This is a genomic window from Aquidulcibacter paucihalophilus, assembly GCF_002105465.1.
GTDB classification, from domain to species: Bacteria; Pseudomonadota; Alphaproteobacteria; order Caulobacterales; family Aquidulcibacteraceae; genus Aquidulcibacter; species Aquidulcibacter paucihalophilus.
Genome location: NZ_NCSQ01000168.1, coordinates 38,803 through 56,469, shown reverse-complemented (window position 1 = coordinate 56,469; position 17,667 = coordinate 38,803). Strand labels below are relative to the sequence as shown.

The window sequence follows — 17,667 nt, the reverse complement described above, 5'->3', positions numbered from 1 at the left end:
AAATAGCGCAAAACTCATCGCCATGGAAAGCCCCAACATAACCCCGTTGTTTGATCGGAAGCTTTTAGCGATCCGGCGTAACCGCGCCGCGCGTGGGTATCGCTCGGTCGCCTTTCTGAAAGAGCGCGCGGTCGCTGATGTGTGCGAGCGGTTGGACTTTATCAATCGCCGATTTGAACAAGCCCTCGACATCGGCTCCCACGGCGGGTTTCTAGCAGAGGCGATTGCCCGCCACCGCAATCTTTGTGACAAGATTGGCGCGCTCGCCGAATGTGACATCAGCCCCGCCATGCTGAGGCAAAGGCCAGGCGCGCCTTTCCTCGCCGATGAAGATCATATGCCCCTTGCCCCTCAGAGCTTGGACTTGATCGTCTCCACACTGGGCCTGCATTGGGTTAATGATGTGCCGGGCTTTATGGCCCAAACCCGCCTAGCGTTGCGCCCGGATGGTCTGTTGCTCGTGACCTTTTTGGGCGGGCGGACCTTGCAGGAATTGCGGACATGCTTGGCAGAGGCAGAGACTGAGTCTTACGGCGAGGCGACCGCGCGCGTATCGCCCTTTGCCGATGCCCAAGATGGCGCGCACTTATTGCAGCGGGCGGGTTTCGCTTTACCCGTCGCCGACAGCGATGTGGTGACAGTTCGTTATACCAATTTGTTTGGCCTGTTCCGAGACATTCAAGCCATGGGGGAAAGCGCAGCCTTTTTTCAAAAGCCGAGGCACCCATTGACCCGGCGCATCATCGCGCGCGCGGCAGGCCTGTATCAAGCCAATCATGCCGATCCAGATGGCAAAGTGCGCGCGACGTTTGAGTTGATTACACTGACGGGATGGGCACCCCATGAAAGCCAGCAAAAGCCGCTGGCGCGGGGAAGCGCCAAGATGCGCCTCGCAGATGCCCTGGGGACACGTGAAATTCCGACCGGTGAGAAGCCACCTGGCTAGCGGGCAGTCGCCATTGCCTCAACGATCTTATTGGTAATGCGATCATACATGCCATTGGTGTTGCCGCCGACCATCTGCATGGCCGGGATCATCACGATCATCATGAGGGCCGCAATCAGACCATATTCAATTGCGGTAGCGCCGCGCTGATTCTTGAGTTTCTTTAAAATCATGACAAGCGACTCTGGTTAAGATGCTCACGTAAAATCGGAACTAAGGGAATATCCGCTTCTGGCATTGGGTAGGACTCCATGTCCTCTGGCAGCACCCAAGCTAAACTCTGCCCTTCCCGCCCTTGGGGATCGCCCTGCCAATGACGGGTTGTCCAAAGCGGCATCATCAGATGGAAATCCGCATAGGTATGGGAGGCAAAGGTCAAGGGCGTAAGATCCTTGGGATTGACGTCAAGGCCCAGCTCTTCCGCCAACTCACGGCACAGAGCAGCTTCTGGATTTTCGCCTGACTCAATCTTGCCGCCCGGGAACTCCCAGAGCCCAGCAAGACTTTTTCCCTCTGGTCGTTGCGCTAACAACACGGCACCATTCCCATTCACCAAAGCCGCTGCGGCTACCAATAAAAGTCGCATAAGCCCCTACCCACCCCACACATAAGTCACAATTATTAAATAATCCCGATAGTGGGCGATCAAATCCAATACATTAGGACCGATAATCACCATTAATAGAAATATAGCCGTGGGTTAGGTCGCAGGTCCAAACGCGGGCACGGCCGTCTCCCACACCAACATCGACAAGGATGTCGATGAGTTGACCTTTCATATGGGCATCCACCAAGGCCGCATCATAGGGCACAGCCCCGCCTTCCTTGGCTGTCCATTGTCCGCCAAAGCGCACAGCCAGACGCTCAATCGCGATTGGTTCGCCGGCTTTACCAACCGCCATGATGACCCGGCCCCAATTGGCATCTTCCCCAGCAATAGCCGTCTTCACCAAGGGCGAATTCGCAATCGCAAACCCGATTGTCCGGGCCGATAGGTCGTCGGCGGCACCTTGCACATCAATCTGGATCAGCTTTTGGGCCCCCTCGCCGTCGCGCACGACTTGTAAGGCCAGATCATGGAAAATAGTGTATAGCGCCTCCGACAGACGAGCTGCCCGAGGGTCTTTCTCTTCTGTAATCGGGGCTGCCCCGCTAGCGCCGGTTGCAAATACCAAGAGGGTGTCTGAGGTCGATGTATCGCTATCCACCGTGATGGCGTTGAAGGTCGTCTCGACATGGGCAGAGACCATGGTTTGCAAGATATTGGGTGCGACAGCGGCATCGGTGAAGATGAAAACCAGCATGGTCGCCATATTGGGTGCAATCATGCCCGAGCCTTTGGCCAAGCCTACGACATTCACACGCGTTCCATCTAAGTCGAGCGTGGTGCCAGCCCCCTTTGGGAAGGTATCGGTTGTAGAAACCGCGCGAGCGAGACTTTCCCACGCTGGTGCGGCCAAGGCCTCAAACGCGTTCGGCAAGGCGTCTGCCACCCTTTGTGCCGGCAAGGGCACGCCAATCACGCCGGTCGCGGCCAGAAAAACTTCATGCGGCTCACAGCCAACAAGGCGGCAGGTTTGCGCCACGGTTGCTGCATTTTTGGCAAGGCCCGCAGGCCCCGTAAATGCATTCGAATTGCCAGCATTGACCACAAGCGCCCGCGCCTGCCCCTTCTTTACCTGAGCTGCACACCATTCGACGTCGGCAGAGCGGGTTGTGCTGCGGGTGAAGGCACCAGCAACGCTGGCCCCATCGGGAAAAACCACCGTCAAAAGATCATCGCGCGTACCGCCATAGAGCCCAATACGGCTGGCCGATGCGCGCATGCCGGCAACAGGCGGCAGGGTTGGAAAGGCAGCAGGGGCGAGCGGGGAGATAGGCAGATTTTTCATGCCAATCGCTCTAACCGCAGCCTCCCGACAAGTCGACACGTTTTCGCGTTTGACCTGAAGCTAGATTCAGGGCGAGAAGGCGGCATGCGACACGAAAAATCTGCCCGACTTGTTGAACTCGCCCGCCATTTGGCCGCAACGACGTATGGCCTGACCTTGGATGAAATGGCCGAGAAATTAGATGTGAAGCGCCGCACCATCGAACGTATGCGCGATCAATTGGTGATGATGTATCCGGATTTAGAGGAAATTTCTGATCCTCCAACCAAAAGATGGCGTCTGCCGAAGGGCCTAGACAGCTTTACTTTGGCCCCTACCAGCGAAGAATTGGCAGCCCTGACCACTGGCCAAAAGCAGCTAGAGCGCACCAATCCACAAGCGGCTGGTGCTTTGGCTAGCCTTGAGACCAAAATGCTCTCCGCCCTCAAGTCCAATGTGAAGCGCCGCTTGGCCACCGATATTGAAGCCTTGATGCAAGCTGAAGCCATCGCGGTTCAACCTGGACCGCGGGCAAGCGTGGATAAAGACGTTCTGCAAGTGTTGCGCGATGCGCTTTTGGCTCTCAAGCAAGTGCGGGTTCATTATAGCGGTGGCTCGGGTGGTCCACGCCAGCGCGATCTCATCCCCTATGGCATTTTATTTGGCGGCGAGGCCTATTTAATCGCGCGCGAAGCCCATGTGGATGAGGCCATCGCGCCGCGCATGTGGCGGATCGACAGAATGGGCCAACCCATCATGCTTGATCTGCCGGGGGGTGCGCCCGATGGCTTTGATCTTCAGGCCTATTCGGAACGGTCTTTCGGCGTCTATCAGGAAGAAACTGTCGATGTGTGTCTGCGCGTGTTTCCCGACTTTGCCGATGAAGCAAGCCGGTGGGTGTTTCATCCCAAGCAAGTATTTGAGCTTCAGGCCGATGGGGCCCTTCTGGTCCATCTTCATGGCGGTGGCTTGAACGAACTGGCTTGGAGCTTGTTCCGCTGGGGTGGGAAACTTGAAATCCTTGAGCCACCGGCATTGAAGCGGGCCATGGCCAATGCCCTAGAGCTTGCGGGCACCATGATCCAATCCTGACAAACCTTAAATCCCCTCACTGTTTGTTGCATTTCCTTGGCCGATCAAAACACATTAAAGAGCGCCCATGACCACGCCACCCTCCGCCTCGAAGCTTCCAGCGGCCGCACCAGCCCCCATTTGGGGCATTGTGCTGATCCTTGTGATCCTCAGCTTGGATCAAGCCAGCAAATATTGGGTATTGAACCATCTTGACCTGTTGACGATCGGCAAGATTGAAATTTCCCCCATCTTTGATCTGACCATGGTATGGAATTACGGGGTCAGCTTTGGTGCGCTGAAAGCCCATGCGGACTGGCAGCGTTGGGGTTTGGTGATCATGTCCGGCGTGATCGCAACCATCTTTGCGGTTTGGCTGTTCAAAGCCCAACGCAGACAAACCTTTATCGCTTTGGCTTTGGTGATTGGCGGGGCGATTGGCAATTTGATCGACCGGGTTCGATTCGGTGCAGTGGCAGATTTCTTGGACTTCTCGGGCTTCTTTTTTCCGTGGGTGTTCAATGTGGCTGATGCGGCGATTACAATTGGCGCGATCTTGTTGGCCCTTGATATGCTGATGAACCCCGAAGATACGCCACAATCGAAACAAAATTCTGGCTCAAAAAGCCAGTGACCGCATGAGTATGGGCCGCTAGCGGCGTGAACATCTGGACCTTCAGGCAAGCTTGCGTCTATGAAGGTCTGGCGCGGACGGTATGAGAGATATGGAGCGATGCTGTGAAGAAATCCTATTCTAGCCTAATGGCCGTCACTGGTTTGGCCGTCATCGCTTTGGGCGGATGCACCAGCGTACGCCAAGCCTTGGGCAGCGAGAAAACCGCGCCTGATGAATTCCGGGTTGTCTCAAAAGCGCCATTGGTCGTTCCTCCCGAGTTCAATCTGCGCCCACCCCGCCCCGGTGAGGCCCGTCCGATGGAATTGCGCGCTGACCTACAGGCCCGCAGCGCTGTGTTTGGCGTGCAACTGGGTGCAACAGCGTCTGAGGGTGAGCGCCTTTTGGTCGAGAAAGCAGGCGGCACTAATGCAGACCCCCGCATTCGCGCCGTGATTGACGAAGAAACCGGAGGCGTCGCGCGCAAACCCACGGGTTTGTCTGACCGGATTATGGGCTTGGTCGCACCGACACCGACCCAGCCGGCTGACCCCTTGATGGCCGAGGCTGAGGCTGAGCGTTTGCGTCTTGAGAAATCGGCCATTCGCAATGCAACGGGTGGTCAACCCGTCAGCATCCAGCAGAATAAGCCGCGCGGCTTCAAACTGCCGGGCATGTAGGCCAAACCCACTGGCAAAGACCGAGTCTCTTTGCAGCCTCATCTGGTCGACTCAGCCCAGAAAGCGCATAGTCGTGTCATGACGATTGCCCGTCTTCCCCCAGATGCCATAAACCAGATCGCCGCAGGCGAGGTGATAGAGCGCCCCGCTGCAGCGGTTAAAGAGCTGGTAGAAAATGCGCTCGATGCGGGGGCAAGCTCTATTCGCATTCTCGCCGAAGAGGGCGGGATAAACCGGCTCTTGGTCGAAGACGATGGGTGCGGCATTCCACGCGATCAGTTAAGCTTGGCGGTGGAACGCCACGCAACTTCCAAACTCGCCCCAGATGCAAACGGGCATTTGGACTTGCTCACGATCGTCACCATGGGCTTTCGTGGCGAAGCCTTGCCCTCGATTGGGGCCATTGCCCGCTTAGCCATTACCTCGCGTGCCAAGGACGCCGACCAAGCTTGGACTTTGCGGGTGGACGGGGGTGTTCAAGAAGGACCCATGCCTGCACCTTGGCCCAATCATCGATCGGGTACGCGGGTGGAAGTGCGCGACCTGTTTTTCGCCACCCCTGCCCGCTTGAATTTCATGAAATCGGCGCGATCAGAAAGCTTGGCCATTTCCGATATGGTGAAGCGCTTGGCCTTATCGCGGCCAGACGTGGCCTTTACACTCGATCTCGATGGACGGACCGCGCTGAAAGTAGTGCCGGAGGGAGGCGATGCGGCTAGCCAAAGATCTGCCCGGGTCGCAGCGATTTTGGGCCGTGATGCGGCAGCCGATGCGTTGGTGATTGATACCGAGCGCGCCGAAGTGCGCCTGACGGGCCTTGCAGGCCTGCCCACTGCCGCGCGTGGCGATGCCCGCCATCAGCATTTGTTCGTCAATGGCAGGCCGGTGAAAGACCCACTTCTGAAGGGGGCAGCGCGGGCCGCGTATCAAGATGTTTTGGCCCGCGACCGCCATCCGGTTCTAGCACTTTTCCTCGAAATGGACCCGAAACTGGTCGATGTGAACGTGCACCCAGCTAAAACTGAGGTACGATTCCGCGACCCTGCCTTGGTGCGCGGGCTGGTGATCGGCGCGCTTCGCCACGCACTGGGGTCAAGTGGGATTCGAAGCCCGCAAGCCTTGGGTCAGGCCACTTTGGGGGCACTGGGGACCCAAACCGGGTTTGGGATGCCGTGGTCGCGTGGTGGCGGAGGTGGGACCCTAAGCCCGTACCGGCCAAGCCACCTGCCCCATCAGCCACCGGCTGGGGCGATTGAAGCCGGGCGTGAAGCTGGCTCACTTTTGGCGGGCTTTGCCGAACCCATGGCGCGCACAAGTTTTGAGGCCCCAACAGATTTAGAAGTCCCTGTTGTCGATGAAACGTCCTATCCTTTAGGGGCAGCCAAAGCCCAACTTCACGCGACCTATGTCATTGCCGAGACTTCTGATGGCCTGGTGATTGTCGACCAGCATGCCGCCCATGAGCGCTTGACCTTAGAGCGGATGAAGGCGGCGATGGAGGGCCAAGGCATCGCGCGCCAACCCAGCCTGATCCCCGAAATTGTTGAAATGGATGAAGCCGATTGCGAGCGCCTTGTAGCGCGGGCAGACGAGTTTGCCCGCTTTGGCCTAGGAATTGAGAATTTCGGTCGGGGGGCGATTGCGGTCACCGAAACGCCTGCCATTTTGGGCAAAGTGAATACGCAAAAATTGCTGCAAGATTTGGCCGATGATTTGGCCGCCTATGATGAAGGCCTCTCCCTTAAGGAGCGGATTGATGACGTGCTGGCCACGATGGCGTGCCACGGCTCAGTCCGCGCGGGTCGCCACTTGAGCGGCGATGAAATGAACTTCCTATTGCGCGAAATGGAACGCACCCCGCGCGCGGGTCAATGCAACCATGGCAGACCAACCTTTGTGAAACTATCGCTCACCGATATTGAGCGCTTGTTTGGCAGGAAATAGTCGCCTTGACGGTGCGTGTTTCGATGCATCCCCCCCTCGACCTATTGGGCAAGCAGGACTAGACAGGATCCATCTGCCGAGGCCGCTTTTCGCTTTTGCAATCCTAGCTTATGAGGCCTTTATGGCGCATTTTTCGATGCAGTTCGGGCGCACCGAACACGGCAAAACCTATAAAGAGCGGCCCAGCGTTTACGGCCTTTGCACCCGCAATGATGAGAAGATTGCCCTCGTCAAAGTCGGCACCCCACACAGTTTCCATTATGATTTGCCCGGTGGCGGCGTTGAGTCGGGCGAGAGCGATGCTGAAGCGGTCGTGCGCGAATTTGACGAAGAGACCGGCCTGACGGTGTGGCCTGTTCGCCAATTATGCCGCGCTGGGCAATTCTGGATTAATGACGGGGTGCCAACCAATTCGCTCTGTGCCTTTTTCGAAGTAGAACTGACTTCAACCGAGGGCACGCCGATTGAGCCAGACCATGAATTGGTTTGGGTGACGATTGATGAGGCGATGAAAAAGGTCCGCCATGATGCCCATAGCTGGGCGATCCTCTTGTGGGTGCGCGAGCGATTGATCGGCGCACGGGGACGGCGCTAGTATGTTGTTTGGGCTCTATGAACGCTTTGTTCTGCCGCGCTTCATTGGCTGTGCCTGTGGCGCAAAACCTATCGCAAAGCAAAGGGCCAAACTAATCCCGCGTGCCACAGGCGTTGTTGTTGATATGGGCTTTGGCTCGGGCACTAATTTGGCGTTCCTTGACGCCAGCAAGGTTGAAAAAGTCATTGCGGTCGAACCATCCGCCAGCATGCTCGCCTGGAAGCGCGCCGAGCGGCGGACCGACATTGTGGTCGAAGAAGTTGTCGCAGGTGCCGAGGCCACAGGCCTGCCAGATGCCTGCGCCGATACGATCCTGTTCACCTATGCGCTATGTACGATCCCAGACTATGCTGGGGCCTTGGCTGAAGCCAAGCGCCTTCTCAAGCCCGATGGTCAAATCCTTTTTTGCGAACATGGCCTTGCCCCAGATACAGAAGTGGCCCGCTTGCAAAGGCGGATCGAGCCGGTTTGGAAGGCCATTGCAGGGGGCTGTCACCTTACCCGAGATGCGCAAACCATGCTGCAAAGCAGCGGCTTTGTGTGCCATGAAATTCATGACATGTATTTGCCAAACACCCCGCGCTTTGCGGGCTATAATGTCTGGGGGCGTGCCACAACATGAGTCCCGATAGTCCACCACCTCGCGCGCCTTTCACCAAGCGCCACCTGCTACAAATTGGCGATCTCAATCGCCTTGAGGCCTTGGAACTGATTGAGCGTGCAGAAGTCTTTTTGCCCTTCACCCAAGCGCGGGAAAAGAAATTATCGACCTTAAAGGGCCGCACCCTCGTCAATCTCTTCTTTGAGAACTCAACCCGTACGCAGGCCTCGTTTGAGCTCGCCGGAAAGCGAATGAGTGCAGATACCGTCAATATGGCGGTCAAAAGCTCCTCGGTTGCGAAGGGGGAAACGCTTTTGGATACGGCAGCGACCTTAAACGCCATGGGTCCAGATATTCTAGTCTTGCGCCATGCAGCCTCCGGTGCCGCGCAATTGCTGGCGCGCAAAGTCAGTTGTTCGGTGATTAATGCCGGCGATGGCACGCATGAACACCCTACCCAAGCCTTGTTGGACGCCCTGACGCTGAAGCGCTCCTTTGGCCATATCGAAGGCTTGGTGGTCGCGATTTGCGGCGATGTGCTGCACTCGCGCGTTGCCCGCTCCAACGTTATTCTCCTTTCCATGCTGGGCGCGCGCGTCCGCCTGATAGCGCCACCAACCCTGATGCCCGCTGATGTCGACCGTTGGGGCTGTGAGATTTACCACTCGATGCTCGAAGGGCTTGCTGGCGTAGATGTGGTGATGATGCTGCGCTTGCAGCTAGAGCGGATGGATGGCGCTTATGTGCCCTCAGCACGGGAATACTTCCGTTTCTATGGCCTCGATGCGCGCAAACTGGCCGTGGCGGCCCCCCATGTGAAAGTTATGCATCCTGGCCCCATGAACCGCGGGGTGGAGATCGATTCTGATATTGCCGATGACCCCCGGGTCTCGCTGATCGTCGACCAAGTGGAATCAGGGGTTGCCGTACGCATGGCGGTACTGGAGGCCCTTGCCAGCCATGGTGCCAATGAGGAGGCCTATGATGACTGAGCCCCTCTATCATTTCATCAATGCCCGTTTGGTAGACCCCGCAAGCCAATTTGATGGCCCTGGCGAGGTGCTTGTCCAAGGTGATCTGATCCTTGCCAGCGGCCCTCAAGTGGCCGCGCCGTCCCATGCCATCATCCTGAATTGCGACGGCCACGCCTTAATGCCCGGCCTCATCGATTTGCATGTCTCTACCGGAGAACCGGGCGAGGAGCAGCGGGAAAGCCTCAACACGGCTGGCAAGGCTGCGGTGGCGGGTGGGGTTACTACCATGGTGCTGCAACCCGATACCCAGACCGTCATTGATGATGCGGCTTTGGTTGACTTCATCACCCGCCGCGGTCGTGACCGCTCGCTCGCGCGCGTTTTGGCGGCGGGGGCTCTAACCGTTGGCCTCAAGGGGGAGCGCATCGCTGAGCTTGGCTTGATGGCAGATGCCGGTGCGGTGATGTTCACCAATAGTGACCGCCCGATTGTTAGCACGCGGACTATGCAGCGCTGCATGTCTTATGCCTCTGCCTTTGATGCGCTAGTGGCTTCGCGGCCACAGGATGCCTTCTTAAGCGAGGGCGGCATGATGAATATGGGCGAGCTTTCCTCGCGCCTTGGACTTGCGGGCATTTCCAGTGCAGCCGAAACCATCGCCGCCAATCGCGATATTCAATTAGCGGAATTGACTGGCGCGAAGCTTCTTCTCGACATGATTTCGTCAGAAGCCACCCTGCCGCGCATCGCCGCAGCCAAAGCGCAAGGCTTGGATGTAACCGCCTCGGTCAGCGTGCACCATTTGACCTTAAACGAGAATGATCTGGGCGATTACCGCACCTTTGCGAAGCTCTCCCCGCCCCTGCGGAGCGAGCAAGACCGCCTTGCGTTGATTGAAGGGGTTAAGTCCGGGATTGTGGATGTGATTGTCTCGGGCCATGACCCGCGCCCTGCGGAAGAAAAACGCTTGCCCTTTGATGAAGCTGCCTTTGGGGCCAGCGCACTTGAAACCCTTCTGCCTGCCGCCCTCAGTCTTTATCATGAAGGCTTGATCGAGCTTTTGGATTTGATCCGAGCCATGACCTCCGCGCCCGCGCAAATCCTCGGCCTGCCGCAAGGCCGGATTGCGGCTGGGGCTCCCGCCGACTTGATTTTGGTTGATTTGGGCTTCCCAATCCGCTTTGACGCCAGCCGCATGATCTCGAAGTCGCGCAATTCCCCCTATGATGGGCAGACCTTGCAAGGTAAGGTCTTGTCGACTTGGGTAGCTGGCAAAAAAGTTTTCAGTGCCCTCGACTAGGCGCACGCAGGTTCTAAACGTCTTGGGGGGACTATGGATTATCTGATTGCGATCGTGGGGGGCTATCTTTTGGGCTCGATCCCATTTGGTCTTCTCTTGACCCGTTTGGCAGGTCTTGGCGATATTCGCCAAGTCGGTTCGGGCAATATTGGCGCAACCAATGTTTTGCGCACGGGGCGCAAGGATGTTGCCTTGGCAACCCTATTCCTGGATGCCGCCAAAGCCGCACTCGCCCTGATCTTGGCGCGGGAATATTTATCACAAGAAGCAGGCTATATTGCCGGTGCAGCCGCCTTATTGGGGCATTGTTTTCCAATCTGGTTGAAATTTAATGGCGGCAAAGGGGTTGCAACTTTCTTTGGCACCTTGTTGATTGGCATTTGGCCGGTTGGTACTTTAGCTGCGGCCCTGTGGTTAGCCACAGCCTTTGTGTTTCGGTATTCGTCATTAGGTGCGTTGGTGGCGTCTGCTGCCGCGCCACTCATTGCAGTGGCATTTCATGCCAGCCCCATTGGGGTTGGAGCAACGCTTTTCATGTCTGTATTGGTATGGATCCGGCACCGCGAAAATCTCGCCCGTCTGATCAAAGGTGAAGAGCCTAAAATTGGCAAAAAATAGAGATGCAAACCCAGCATGTGCTGAGCGATAAAGAAAGACGGGATTGGGTTAGATTAGCGCGCAGTGAGGGAATAGGTCCGGTAAGTTTTTTCGGCCTACTCTCCCGCTATGGACAGGTCAGCGCGGTGCTCTCGGCACTGCCAGACTTGGTCAAGCAAGCGCGCGGCAAGCCAATCCACCTCATCACAGCCGACCAAGCCGAGGACGAAATCGCCGCAACCCAAGCGCTTGGTGGGCGTATCCTTGCAGCTTGCGAACCTGATTTTCCACATGGACTTGCTGCCCTCACCCCGCCGCCGCCTGTGATGAGCATCCTGGGACAAACGGGCCTGTTGCATAAACCAATGGTGGGGATCGTCGGTGCCCGCAATGCTTCGGCGGCAGGTTTACGTCTGGCACGGGAATTTGCCACCGGCCTTGGACAGGCAGGCTATGTTATTGTCTCGGGTCTGGCCCGCGGGATTGATGGGGCTGCCCATAGTGCAAGCCTTACATCCGGCACAATTGCGGTCTTGGCGGGTGGCTTGGACCATATCTATCCGCCCGAACATGAAAGCCTCTATCACGAGATTGCCGCGCGCGGGCTCTTGGTATCTGAAAGCCCCCTTTATGCCACAGTCCATGCGCGCGACTTTCCCCGGCGCAACCGCATCATTTCTGGCCTCAGCCAAGGTATTGTGGTGATGGAGGCAGAAGCCCGCTCAGGATCTCTTATCACGGCCCGTTTGGCCGCCGAGCAAGGCCGCGATGTGATGGCGGTACCGGGCTCTCCCCTCGACCCCAGGGCTGCGGGGCCCAATAGTCTGATAAAGGATGGGGCACATTTGGTTGCCAGTGTGCAAGATGTCCTCACCTGCTTGCAAGGTGGAGCGGGGCTTAAGGAGAATAAGCCTATCGGCTATACGCACGAAGAAACGGGCCTTAATCTCACGCAGGCCGACATCGACCGCATTGCTGCCCTCTTGTCGCCTGTACCGGTAAGCTTGGCTGATTTAGCAACCGACTCTGGCCTGCCTTGGCGCACATTGGCAGCCATTGTGGTCGAGCTTGAGCTTAGCGGACGGGCAATCATCCAGCCCGGCGGCTTGGTTTCAGCCCTAGTTTGACCAATCGATCGCGTTCTTTAGCGCGACGTGCCTCTGACGCGGCGGCCCGCAAACAAGCAGCCACCGCTTCCAAATCGTGATCTTCGCTCAATTGCTCCAGCTCTTGAGCAAGGTTGCGAATGAAGTCAGCCACCGCGATCCGATCGGTGGGAGAGGCAGTTGAAACAGGATTTTGCGCGGTGGACATGGTTCACCCTATAATGGCCTGAACGGTGTGACTATATTTCTAGTTGTATCACGCAAGGGTCACACGTCAAGATGCATTACACTTAGATTTGCGGAAAGCCATTGACATTACGCCCGTTGCGAACCCACTTCCGCCCGTGAGGTTCTGCCTTTGCAGAGGCCCTTTCAAAGTCTGATAAGCCAAACATGCATCTCGTTGTCGTTGAATCACCGGCCAAGGCCAAAACTATCAACAAATATTTGGGGACCAATTATGATGTGGTCGCCAGTTTTGGTCACGTGCGCGATTTGCCATCCAAGGATGGTTCCGTCCGCCCTGATGAAGACTTTGCAATGGTGTGGGAGGCTGACAGCAAGGGCGCCGCGCGGATTCGCGACATTGCTGAGCGGGTCAAGAAAGCCGATAGTCTGATCCTTGCCACCGACCCCGATCGGGAAGGCGAAGCCATTTCTTGGCATCTCTTGGAAGCCCTGAAATCGCGCAAGGTCCTTAAAGACAAAGCGGTGTCGCGGGTCACCTTCAATGCGATCACCAAGGATTCAGTCTTGGCCGCCATGGCTAATCCGCGCCAGATTGATCAGGAATTGGTCGATGCTTATCTGGCACGCCGCGCACTCGATTATCTGGTGGGCTTCAATCTATCCCCTGTCCTGTGGCGGAAACTGCCGGGCTCGCGCTCTGCTGGCCGGGTGCAATCGGTCGCCCTGCGCCTGGTTGTTGAGCGCGAGATGGAGATTGAGCGCTTTAAGGCGCGCGAATATTGGACGGTGACGGCCCAAGCCAAAGCGCAAATCGGTGCCGCCTTTGAGGCGCGTCTGGTAAGCCTTGATGGCAAAAAACTCGACAAATTTGATTTGCCAGATGACGCCTCTGCCGATGCCGCCAAAGCAGCGACCATGGCTGGTAGCTACACCGTGGCAAGCCTGGAGGCCAAGCCGCTTAAGCGCTCGCCCGCGCCGCCATTCACCACCTCAACCCTGCAGCAGGAAGCCAGCCGCAAATTGGGCTTTAATGCGCAGCGGACCATGCAAGTAGCCCAGAAACTCTATGAGGGCGTTGATATTGGTGGTGAAACGGTTGGCCTCATCACCTATATGCGAACCGATGGCGTGGCGATGGATCAGGCCGCAATCCTGCAATGCCGGGCTGTAATTGGCGACCGGTTTGGCAGCGAGTATGTTCCCGAAAAACCTCGTTATTACAGCTCGAAAGCGAAGAATGCTCAAGAAGCACATGAAGCAATCCGGCCCACGGATCCCAATCGCCATCCCTCCAAATTGCGGCTCGAAGCCGATATGGCTAAGCTTTATGATCTGATCTGGAAGCGTGCAATTGCCAGTCAGATGGAACAAGCCATTGTTGAGCGGACGACGATTGATCTGGTCGACGCCAATGGCCGCGCAGGCTTGCGGGCAACAGGACAAGTTGTTTTGTTCGACGGCTTCTTCGCACTCTATCAAGAAGGGCGCGATGATGAAGAGGATGAAGATAGCCGCCGCCTGCCCAATCTGAAGGCAGGCGATTCCGTTGTCGCAACCGACATTGCCGCCACCCAGCATTTCACCGAGCCGCCGCCGCGCTATTCCGAAGCGACCTTGGTCAAAAAGATGGAAGAGCTGGGCATTGGTCGGCCTTCGACTTATGCCTCGGTCCTAACTGTGCTGCGCGACCGCGAATATGTGCATATGGATAAAAACCGCTTCATCCCAGACGATAAGGGTCGTTTGGTGACGGCCTTCTTGGAAAACTTCTTCGCCAAATATGTCGAATATGACTTTACTGCAGACTTGGAACAGCGCCTCGACCTCGTCTCTTCCGGTGATTTGGGTTGGCGGATTTTGCTGCGTGAGTTCTGGGAAGACTTCTCCAAGGCGATTGCCGACACGGGTGACTTGCGGACCTCGCAAGTCTTAGATGCCATTAATGACTCGCTTGGACCCCACATCTTCCCCGATAAGGGCGATGGGTCCGACCCGCGAGCCTGCCCATCCTGCGCAGATGGCCGGATATCGCTTAAGACCAGTAAGTTTGGTGCCTTTATCGGCTGCTCCAACTATCCCGAGTGCCGCTATACGCGCCAATTGACCGCACCATCGGGCGACTCCCCGGAAGCCAGTGGCGACCGCAATTTGGGCTCGGATCCAGAAACCGGTCTCGATGTCTGGCTCAAAGCCGGCCGCTTTGGGCCTTATGTGCAATTGGGCGACGGTGAAAAGCCCAAGCGCTCGTCACTGCCCAAAGGCTGGTCAGCCGCAGACCTCGAGCTTGAGCGGGCCTTACGCCTCTTATCCTTACCCCGCACGGTAGGTGCCCACCCCGAAGATGGAGAGCCCATTGTCGCCAATCTGGGCCGCTTTGGCCCCTATGTGCAGCATGGCAAGACCTATGCAAATGTCGGCACGATTGAGGATGTGTTTGAGATCGGGCTCAACCGCGCCGTCACCGTGCTGGCTGAAAAGTTGGCGGGGGGTGGCCGTCCCCAGCGCACCGCCGCTGCGGCCTTGCAGGAATTTGCCGCGCCAGCCGAAGGGGGGCCAGTCATCAAAGTGATGGCCGGTCGGTATGGCCCCTATGTCACCGATGGCACGACCAATGCGACTTTGCCGAAAGGCCAAGACCCTGGCACCATCACGCGGGAAGCTGCCCTCGCCTTGATTGAAGCCCGTGTGGCCATGGTCGGGGTGGGTAAGAAAAAGCCAGCCAAAAAAACCAGTGCAGCTAAATCCTCGGCAAAGCCCGCAGCGAAAAAGGCTGCAACAGCCAAAAAGCCAGCCGCGAAAAAGGCCCCTGCCAAAAAGGCGGCAGCTAAGAAGGCGAGCGGTGCATGAAGACGAAGGGTCGTGGCAACGGCCAGAAAGGCAAATCACCGAAAAAGCCGGTGAAGCGCCCCGCCTTGGGTGTGCCAGACAAAGCGACCTTGCTGGCCTTTTTGAATGAAGCCAAGACTGCCATTGGGCCACGTGAAATCGCCATCGCCTTTGGGATCAAGGGTGACGAACGCCGCGCCCTGAAGGCCATGCTACGCGAGCTGGCCGATGAAGGTGCGATTGCCAAGACCGGTCGCAAGGAAGTTGCCAGCCGCACGGTACCGCCAGAAGGCGGGATGTTCCAAATTATCGAAATCGACAGCCAAGGCGAGCTGATGGCGCGCGCGCTGGGTCGCGAGGATGAGCTTTATGGGCCGCTGGTGCGCCTTGCCAGTATGCGCGCACAAGTTCGCCACGAAGGCCCACCACCGGGCGTGGGCGACCGCTTCATTGGCAAGACTCGCCAAACCCAGGAAGGCGAGTATGAAGTCCAAAACATCAAGCGTCTCGGCCGGGTGATAGAGCGGGTGTTTGGCGTCTTTATGGCTGCTGATGTCCGCCCGGGCCAAGCGGGCTCTGGGGGTGGCAGGCTGGTGCCCGCCGACAAGAAACAACGCCATGACTTGATGATTTTGCCGGAGCACGCCAAGGGTGCGCGCAATGGCGATTTGGTGGCAGCGCGTTTATTACCCCATCGCGGCTACGGCCCGAAAAAAGCTGAAATTATTGAGATTTTTGGCAATAACGAAAATCCAAAGGCGGCTTCGATTTTAGCGATTGCTGCCCATGGGATTCCGATGGGTTTCACCGCCGAAGAGGAAGAAGAAGCGCAATCCGCTGGGCCTGCTCCTTTGGGAAATCGGGAAGATTTGCGCCACATTCCGTTCGTGACCATCGACCCCGATGACGCGCGCGACCATGATGATGCGGTCTATGCGGAGGCTTTGCCCGGTGGCGGTCATAAGATTTTGGTCGCGATTGCCGACGTCGCGCATTACGTGACGCCGGGCTCTGCGCTCGATGAAGGTGCCCTGATGCGGGGCAATTCGGTTTACTTCCCGGACCGGGTTGTGCCCATGTTGCCAGAACGCCTGTCGGCGGACTTATGCTCGCTGATGGATGGGGTAGAGCGGCCCTGCTTAGCGCTTGAGATCAGGATCGATGCCGGCGGCCATAAGCAGAGCCACCGCTTCGTGCGCGGCCTGATGAAGAGTGCTGCCAGCCTCACCTATACCCAAGCGCAAATGGCCATTGATGGTATGCCAGATGCGGTGACCGCGCCCTTGCTCGACACGGTACTGAAGCCGCTATGGGCGGCGTATCGCGCGCTAGAAAAGGCACGCGACCAACGTGAGCCGCTTGAGATCAATAGTCCTGAGCGCAAAATCATCCTTTCACCCGAAGGCAAAGTTCTCTCTATTGGTCTGCGCGACCGTTTTGATGCCCACCGCCTGATTGAGGAAATGATGATCCTTTCCAATGTGTGTGCGGCAGAGACATTGGAAGAAAAGCGCTCGCCCTTGATCTATCGCGTGCACGATCAGCCAAGCGAAACCAAACTTGCCGCTTTGGGAGATTTTCTAGCGACGGTGAATATGAAATGGGCCAAGGGTCAACCGCCCAGCCCTGCCCGCTTTAATCGCGTGCTGGAATTGGCCGCACCAACTGAGCATGCCGAAATGATCAATGAGATCGTTCTTCGAACGCAAGCTCAAGCGATTTATGACACCGATAATCTAGGTCACTTCGGCCTCAATCTACGCAAATATGCCCATTTCACCTCGCCCATTCGCCGCTATGCCGACTTGATCGTGCACCGGGCCTTGATCAGCGCCTTGGGTTTGGGTGAGGACGGCCTGAAGAAGACAAGCCCAGAGCAGCTTAAAAAAGTCGCTGAAGCGATTACTGCCACCGAACGGCGCGGCATGGCGGCCGAGCGCGAGGCCACCGACCGCTATGTGGCAGCCTTTTTGTCCGAACGGGTCGGTGCGACCTTTGATGCGCGCATTACCAGCGTCAATCGGTTTGGCGTATTTGTTCGGCTGGAAGAGACCGGCGGTGATGGGCTCGTGCCCGTCATGCGCTTGGGCAGTGAATATTTCCATCATGATGAAGCTGGCCATGCCCTTATTGGCTCAGAAACGGGCGACCGCTGGGAACTGGGGGCAAAGGTGCGGGTCCGCTTATTAGAAGCGACCCCGGTCTCCGGCGGGCTTTTGTTTGATATAGTAAGCCAACCGAAAGTCGGGCCTGTTCCGGGCCGGCGTGCCTTGCGCGGCCCTGCCCGCGGCACAACACCCATGCGCAAACCAGGTGGCCCACCGCGCGGTGTAACCCGGCGAAAGCGCTAGAGA

17 protein-coding genes are annotated in these 17,667 nt (G+C 57.4%); 13 read left to right on the top strand and 4 right to left on the bottom strand.

The features are described from left to right. The first annotated feature begins 22 nt into the window (after positions 1-22). Entirely contained in the window at positions 23-946 is a 924-nt protein-coding gene (locus B7364_RS14610) for a methyltransferase domain-containing protein (RefSeq protein WP_085340777.1), read from the top strand. Here the strand turns inward: B7364_RS14610 and B7364_RS14605 are convergent. From B7364_RS14605 to argJ, 3 genes are all read right to left on the bottom strand, one after another. Beyond that, positions 943-1,119 carry a Flp family type IVb pilin gene (locus tag B7364_RS14605; RefSeq protein WP_085340776.1) on the bottom strand — a complete coding sequence of 59 codons (177 nt, stop codon included), beginning with the start codon at positions 1,117-1,119 and terminating at the stop codon, positions 943-945. The two genes, B7364_RS14610 and B7364_RS14605, sit on opposite strands and share 4 nt — an antisense overlap. Then, positions 1,116-1,532: a (deoxy)nucleoside triphosphate pyrophosphohydrolase gene (locus B7364_RS14600; protein ID WP_085340775.1), complete on the bottom strand. Its 417-nt coding sequence runs from the start codon at positions 1,530-1,532 to the stop codon at positions 1,116-1,118. The genes B7364_RS14605 and B7364_RS14600 overlap by 4 nt, the downstream gene beginning before the upstream one ends. A 73-nt stretch (positions 1,533-1,605) precedes the next feature. Beyond that, positions 1,606-2,838: a bifunctional glutamate N-acetyltransferase/amino-acid acetyltransferase ArgJ gene (gene argJ, locus B7364_RS14595; protein ID WP_085340774.1), complete on the bottom strand. Its 1,233-nt coding sequence runs from the start codon at positions 2,836-2,838 to the stop codon at positions 1,606-1,608. Positions 2,839-2,922: 84 nt separating this feature from the next. On the opposite strand from argJ, the gene B7364_RS14590 reads away from it, so the two are divergent. The 10 genes from B7364_RS14590 (at position 2,923) to dprA (ending at position 12,319) form a co-directional block, all read left to right on the top strand. Next, positions 2,923-3,909 carry a helix-turn-helix transcriptional regulator gene (locus B7364_RS14590; RefSeq protein ID WP_085340773.1) on the top strand — a complete coding sequence of 329 codons (987 nt, stop codon included), beginning with the start codon at positions 2,923-2,925 and terminating at the stop codon, positions 3,907-3,909. Positions 3,910-3,976: 67 nt separating this feature from the next. After that, positions 3,977-4,522 (top strand): signal peptidase II, encoded by a 546-nt coding sequence (gene lspA / locus B7364_RS14585; RefSeq protein WP_085340772.1) that lies wholly within the window; start codon positions 3,977-3,979, stop codon positions 4,520-4,522. A gap of 104 nt (positions 4,523-4,626) precedes the next feature. Then, positions 4,627-5,181, top strand: a complete 555-nt coding sequence (locus B7364_RS14580; RefSeq protein WP_085340771.1) for a DUF3035 domain-containing protein — start codon at positions 4,627-4,629, stop codon at positions 5,179-5,181. A 78-nt stretch (positions 5,182-5,259) separates the two neighbouring features. Beyond that, on the top strand, positions 5,260-7,125 hold the full coding sequence (gene mutL / locus B7364_RS14575; protein WP_085340770.1) for a DNA mismatch repair endonuclease MutL: 1,866 nt from the start codon (positions 5,260-5,262) through the stop codon (positions 7,123-7,125). A gap of 121 nt (positions 7,126-7,246) precedes the next feature. Next, positions 7,247-7,720, top strand: coding sequence for an NUDIX domain-containing protein (locus B7364_RS14570; RefSeq protein WP_085340769.1), 474 nt, complete (start codon positions 7,247-7,249; stop codon positions 7,718-7,720). Between the two features lies 1 nt (position 7,721). Further along, entirely contained in the window at positions 7,722-8,342 is a 621-nt protein-coding gene (locus tag B7364_RS14565) for a class I SAM-dependent methyltransferase (protein WP_085340768.1), read from the top strand. Beyond that, the gene (locus B7364_RS14560; RefSeq protein WP_085340767.1) at positions 8,339-9,313 is read left to right on the top strand and encodes an aspartate carbamoyltransferase catalytic subunit; all 975 of its coding nucleotides are present in this window, start codon (positions 8,339-8,341) and stop codon (positions 9,311-9,313) included. The genes B7364_RS14565 and B7364_RS14560 overlap by 4 nt, the downstream gene beginning before the upstream one ends. Beyond that, a complete protein-coding gene (pyrC, locus tag B7364_RS14555) occupies positions 9,303-10,595 on the top strand; it encodes a dihydroorotase (RefSeq protein ID WP_232780925.1) in 1,293 nt (430 codons plus the stop codon). Before B7364_RS14560 ends, pyrC begins: the two co-directional genes overlap by 11 nt. Positions 10,596-10,628: 33 nt before the next feature. After that, entirely contained in the window at positions 10,629-11,213 is a 585-nt protein-coding gene (plsY, locus tag B7364_RS14550) for a glycerol-3-phosphate 1-O-acyltransferase PlsY (RefSeq protein ID WP_085340765.1), read from the top strand. A 2-nt stretch (positions 11,214-11,215) separates the two neighbouring features. After that, positions 11,216-12,319 carry a DNA-processing protein DprA gene (gene dprA / locus B7364_RS14545; RefSeq protein ID WP_085340764.1) on the top strand — a complete coding sequence of 368 codons (1,104 nt, stop codon included), beginning with the start codon at positions 11,216-11,218 and terminating at the stop codon, positions 12,317-12,319. Here dprA and B7364_RS14540 read toward each other — a convergent pair. Continuing rightward, positions 12,282-12,506 (bottom strand): hypothetical protein, encoded by a 225-nt coding sequence (locus tag B7364_RS14540; RefSeq protein WP_085340763.1) that lies wholly within the window; start codon positions 12,504-12,506, stop codon positions 12,282-12,284. The genes dprA and B7364_RS14540 overlap by 38 nt on opposite strands. A gap of 185 nt (positions 12,507-12,691) precedes the next feature. On the opposite strand from B7364_RS14540, the gene topA reads away from it, so the two are divergent. Together topA and rnr are read left to right on the top strand one after the other, a co-directional pair. Continuing rightward, positions 12,692-15,334, top strand: coding sequence for a type I DNA topoisomerase (gene topA / locus B7364_RS14535; RefSeq protein ID WP_085340762.1), 2,643 nt, complete (start codon positions 12,692-12,694; stop codon positions 15,332-15,334). Continuing rightward, on the top strand, positions 15,331-17,664 hold the full coding sequence (gene rnr, locus B7364_RS14530; RefSeq protein WP_085340761.1) for a ribonuclease R: 2,334 nt from the start codon (positions 15,331-15,333) through the stop codon (positions 17,662-17,664). The genes topA and rnr overlap by 4 nt, the downstream gene beginning before the upstream one ends. Positions 17,665-17,667: the final 3 nt, after the last annotated feature.

Bases quoted from the DNA above. Each gene is read 5' to 3' on its own strand.
- B7364_RS14610 (WP_085340777.1), top strand. From the start codon at position 23: ATGGAAAGCCCCAACATAACCCCGTTGTTTGATCGGAAGCTTTTAGCG.
- B7364_RS14605 (WP_085340776.1), bottom strand. From the start codon at position 1,119: ATGATTTTAAAGAAACTCAAGAATCAGCGCGGCGCTACCGCAATTGAA.
- B7364_RS14600 (WP_085340775.1), bottom strand. From the start codon at position 1,532: ATGCGACTTTTATTGGTAGCCGCAGCGGCTTTGGTGAATGGGAATGGT.
- argJ (WP_085340774.1), bottom strand. From the start codon at position 2,838: ATGAAAAATCTGCCTATCTCCCCGCTCGCCCCTGCTGCCTTTCCAACC.
- B7364_RS14590 (WP_085340773.1), top strand. From the start codon at position 2,923: ATGCGACACGAAAAATCTGCCCGACTTGTTGAACTCGCCCGCCATTTG.
- lspA (WP_085340772.1), top strand. From the start codon at position 3,977: ATGACCACGCCACCCTCCGCCTCGAAGCTTCCAGCGGCCGCACCAGCC.
- mutL (WP_085340770.1), top strand. From the start codon at position 5,260: ATGACGATTGCCCGTCTTCCCCCAGATGCCATAAACCAGATCGCCGCA.
- B7364_RS14570 (WP_085340769.1), top strand. From the start codon at position 7,247: ATGGCGCATTTTTCGATGCAGTTCGGGCGCACCGAACACGGCAAAACC.
- B7364_RS14565 (WP_085340768.1), top strand. From the start codon at position 7,722: ATGTTGTTTGGGCTCTATGAACGCTTTGTTCTGCCGCGCTTCATTGGC.
- B7364_RS14560 (WP_085340767.1), top strand. From the start codon at position 8,339: ATGAGTCCCGATAGTCCACCACCTCGCGCGCCTTTCACCAAGCGCCAC.
- pyrC (WP_232780925.1), top strand. From the start codon at position 9,303: ATGATGACTGAGCCCCTCTATCATTTCATCAATGCCCGTTTGGTAGAC.
- plsY (WP_085340765.1), top strand. From the start codon at position 10,629: ATGGATTATCTGATTGCGATCGTGGGGGGCTATCTTTTGGGCTCGATC.
- dprA (WP_085340764.1), top strand. From the start codon at position 11,216: ATGCAAACCCAGCATGTGCTGAGCGATAAAGAAAGACGGGATTGGGTT.
- B7364_RS14540 (WP_085340763.1), bottom strand. From the start codon at position 12,506: ATGTCCACCGCGCAAAATCCTGTTTCAACTGCCTCTCCCACCGATCGG.
- topA (WP_085340762.1), top strand. From the start codon at position 12,692: ATGCATCTCGTTGTCGTTGAATCACCGGCCAAGGCCAAAACTATCAAC.
- rnr (WP_085340761.1), top strand. From the start codon at position 15,331: ATGAAGACGAAGGGTCGTGGCAACGGCCAGAAAGGCAAATCACCGAAA.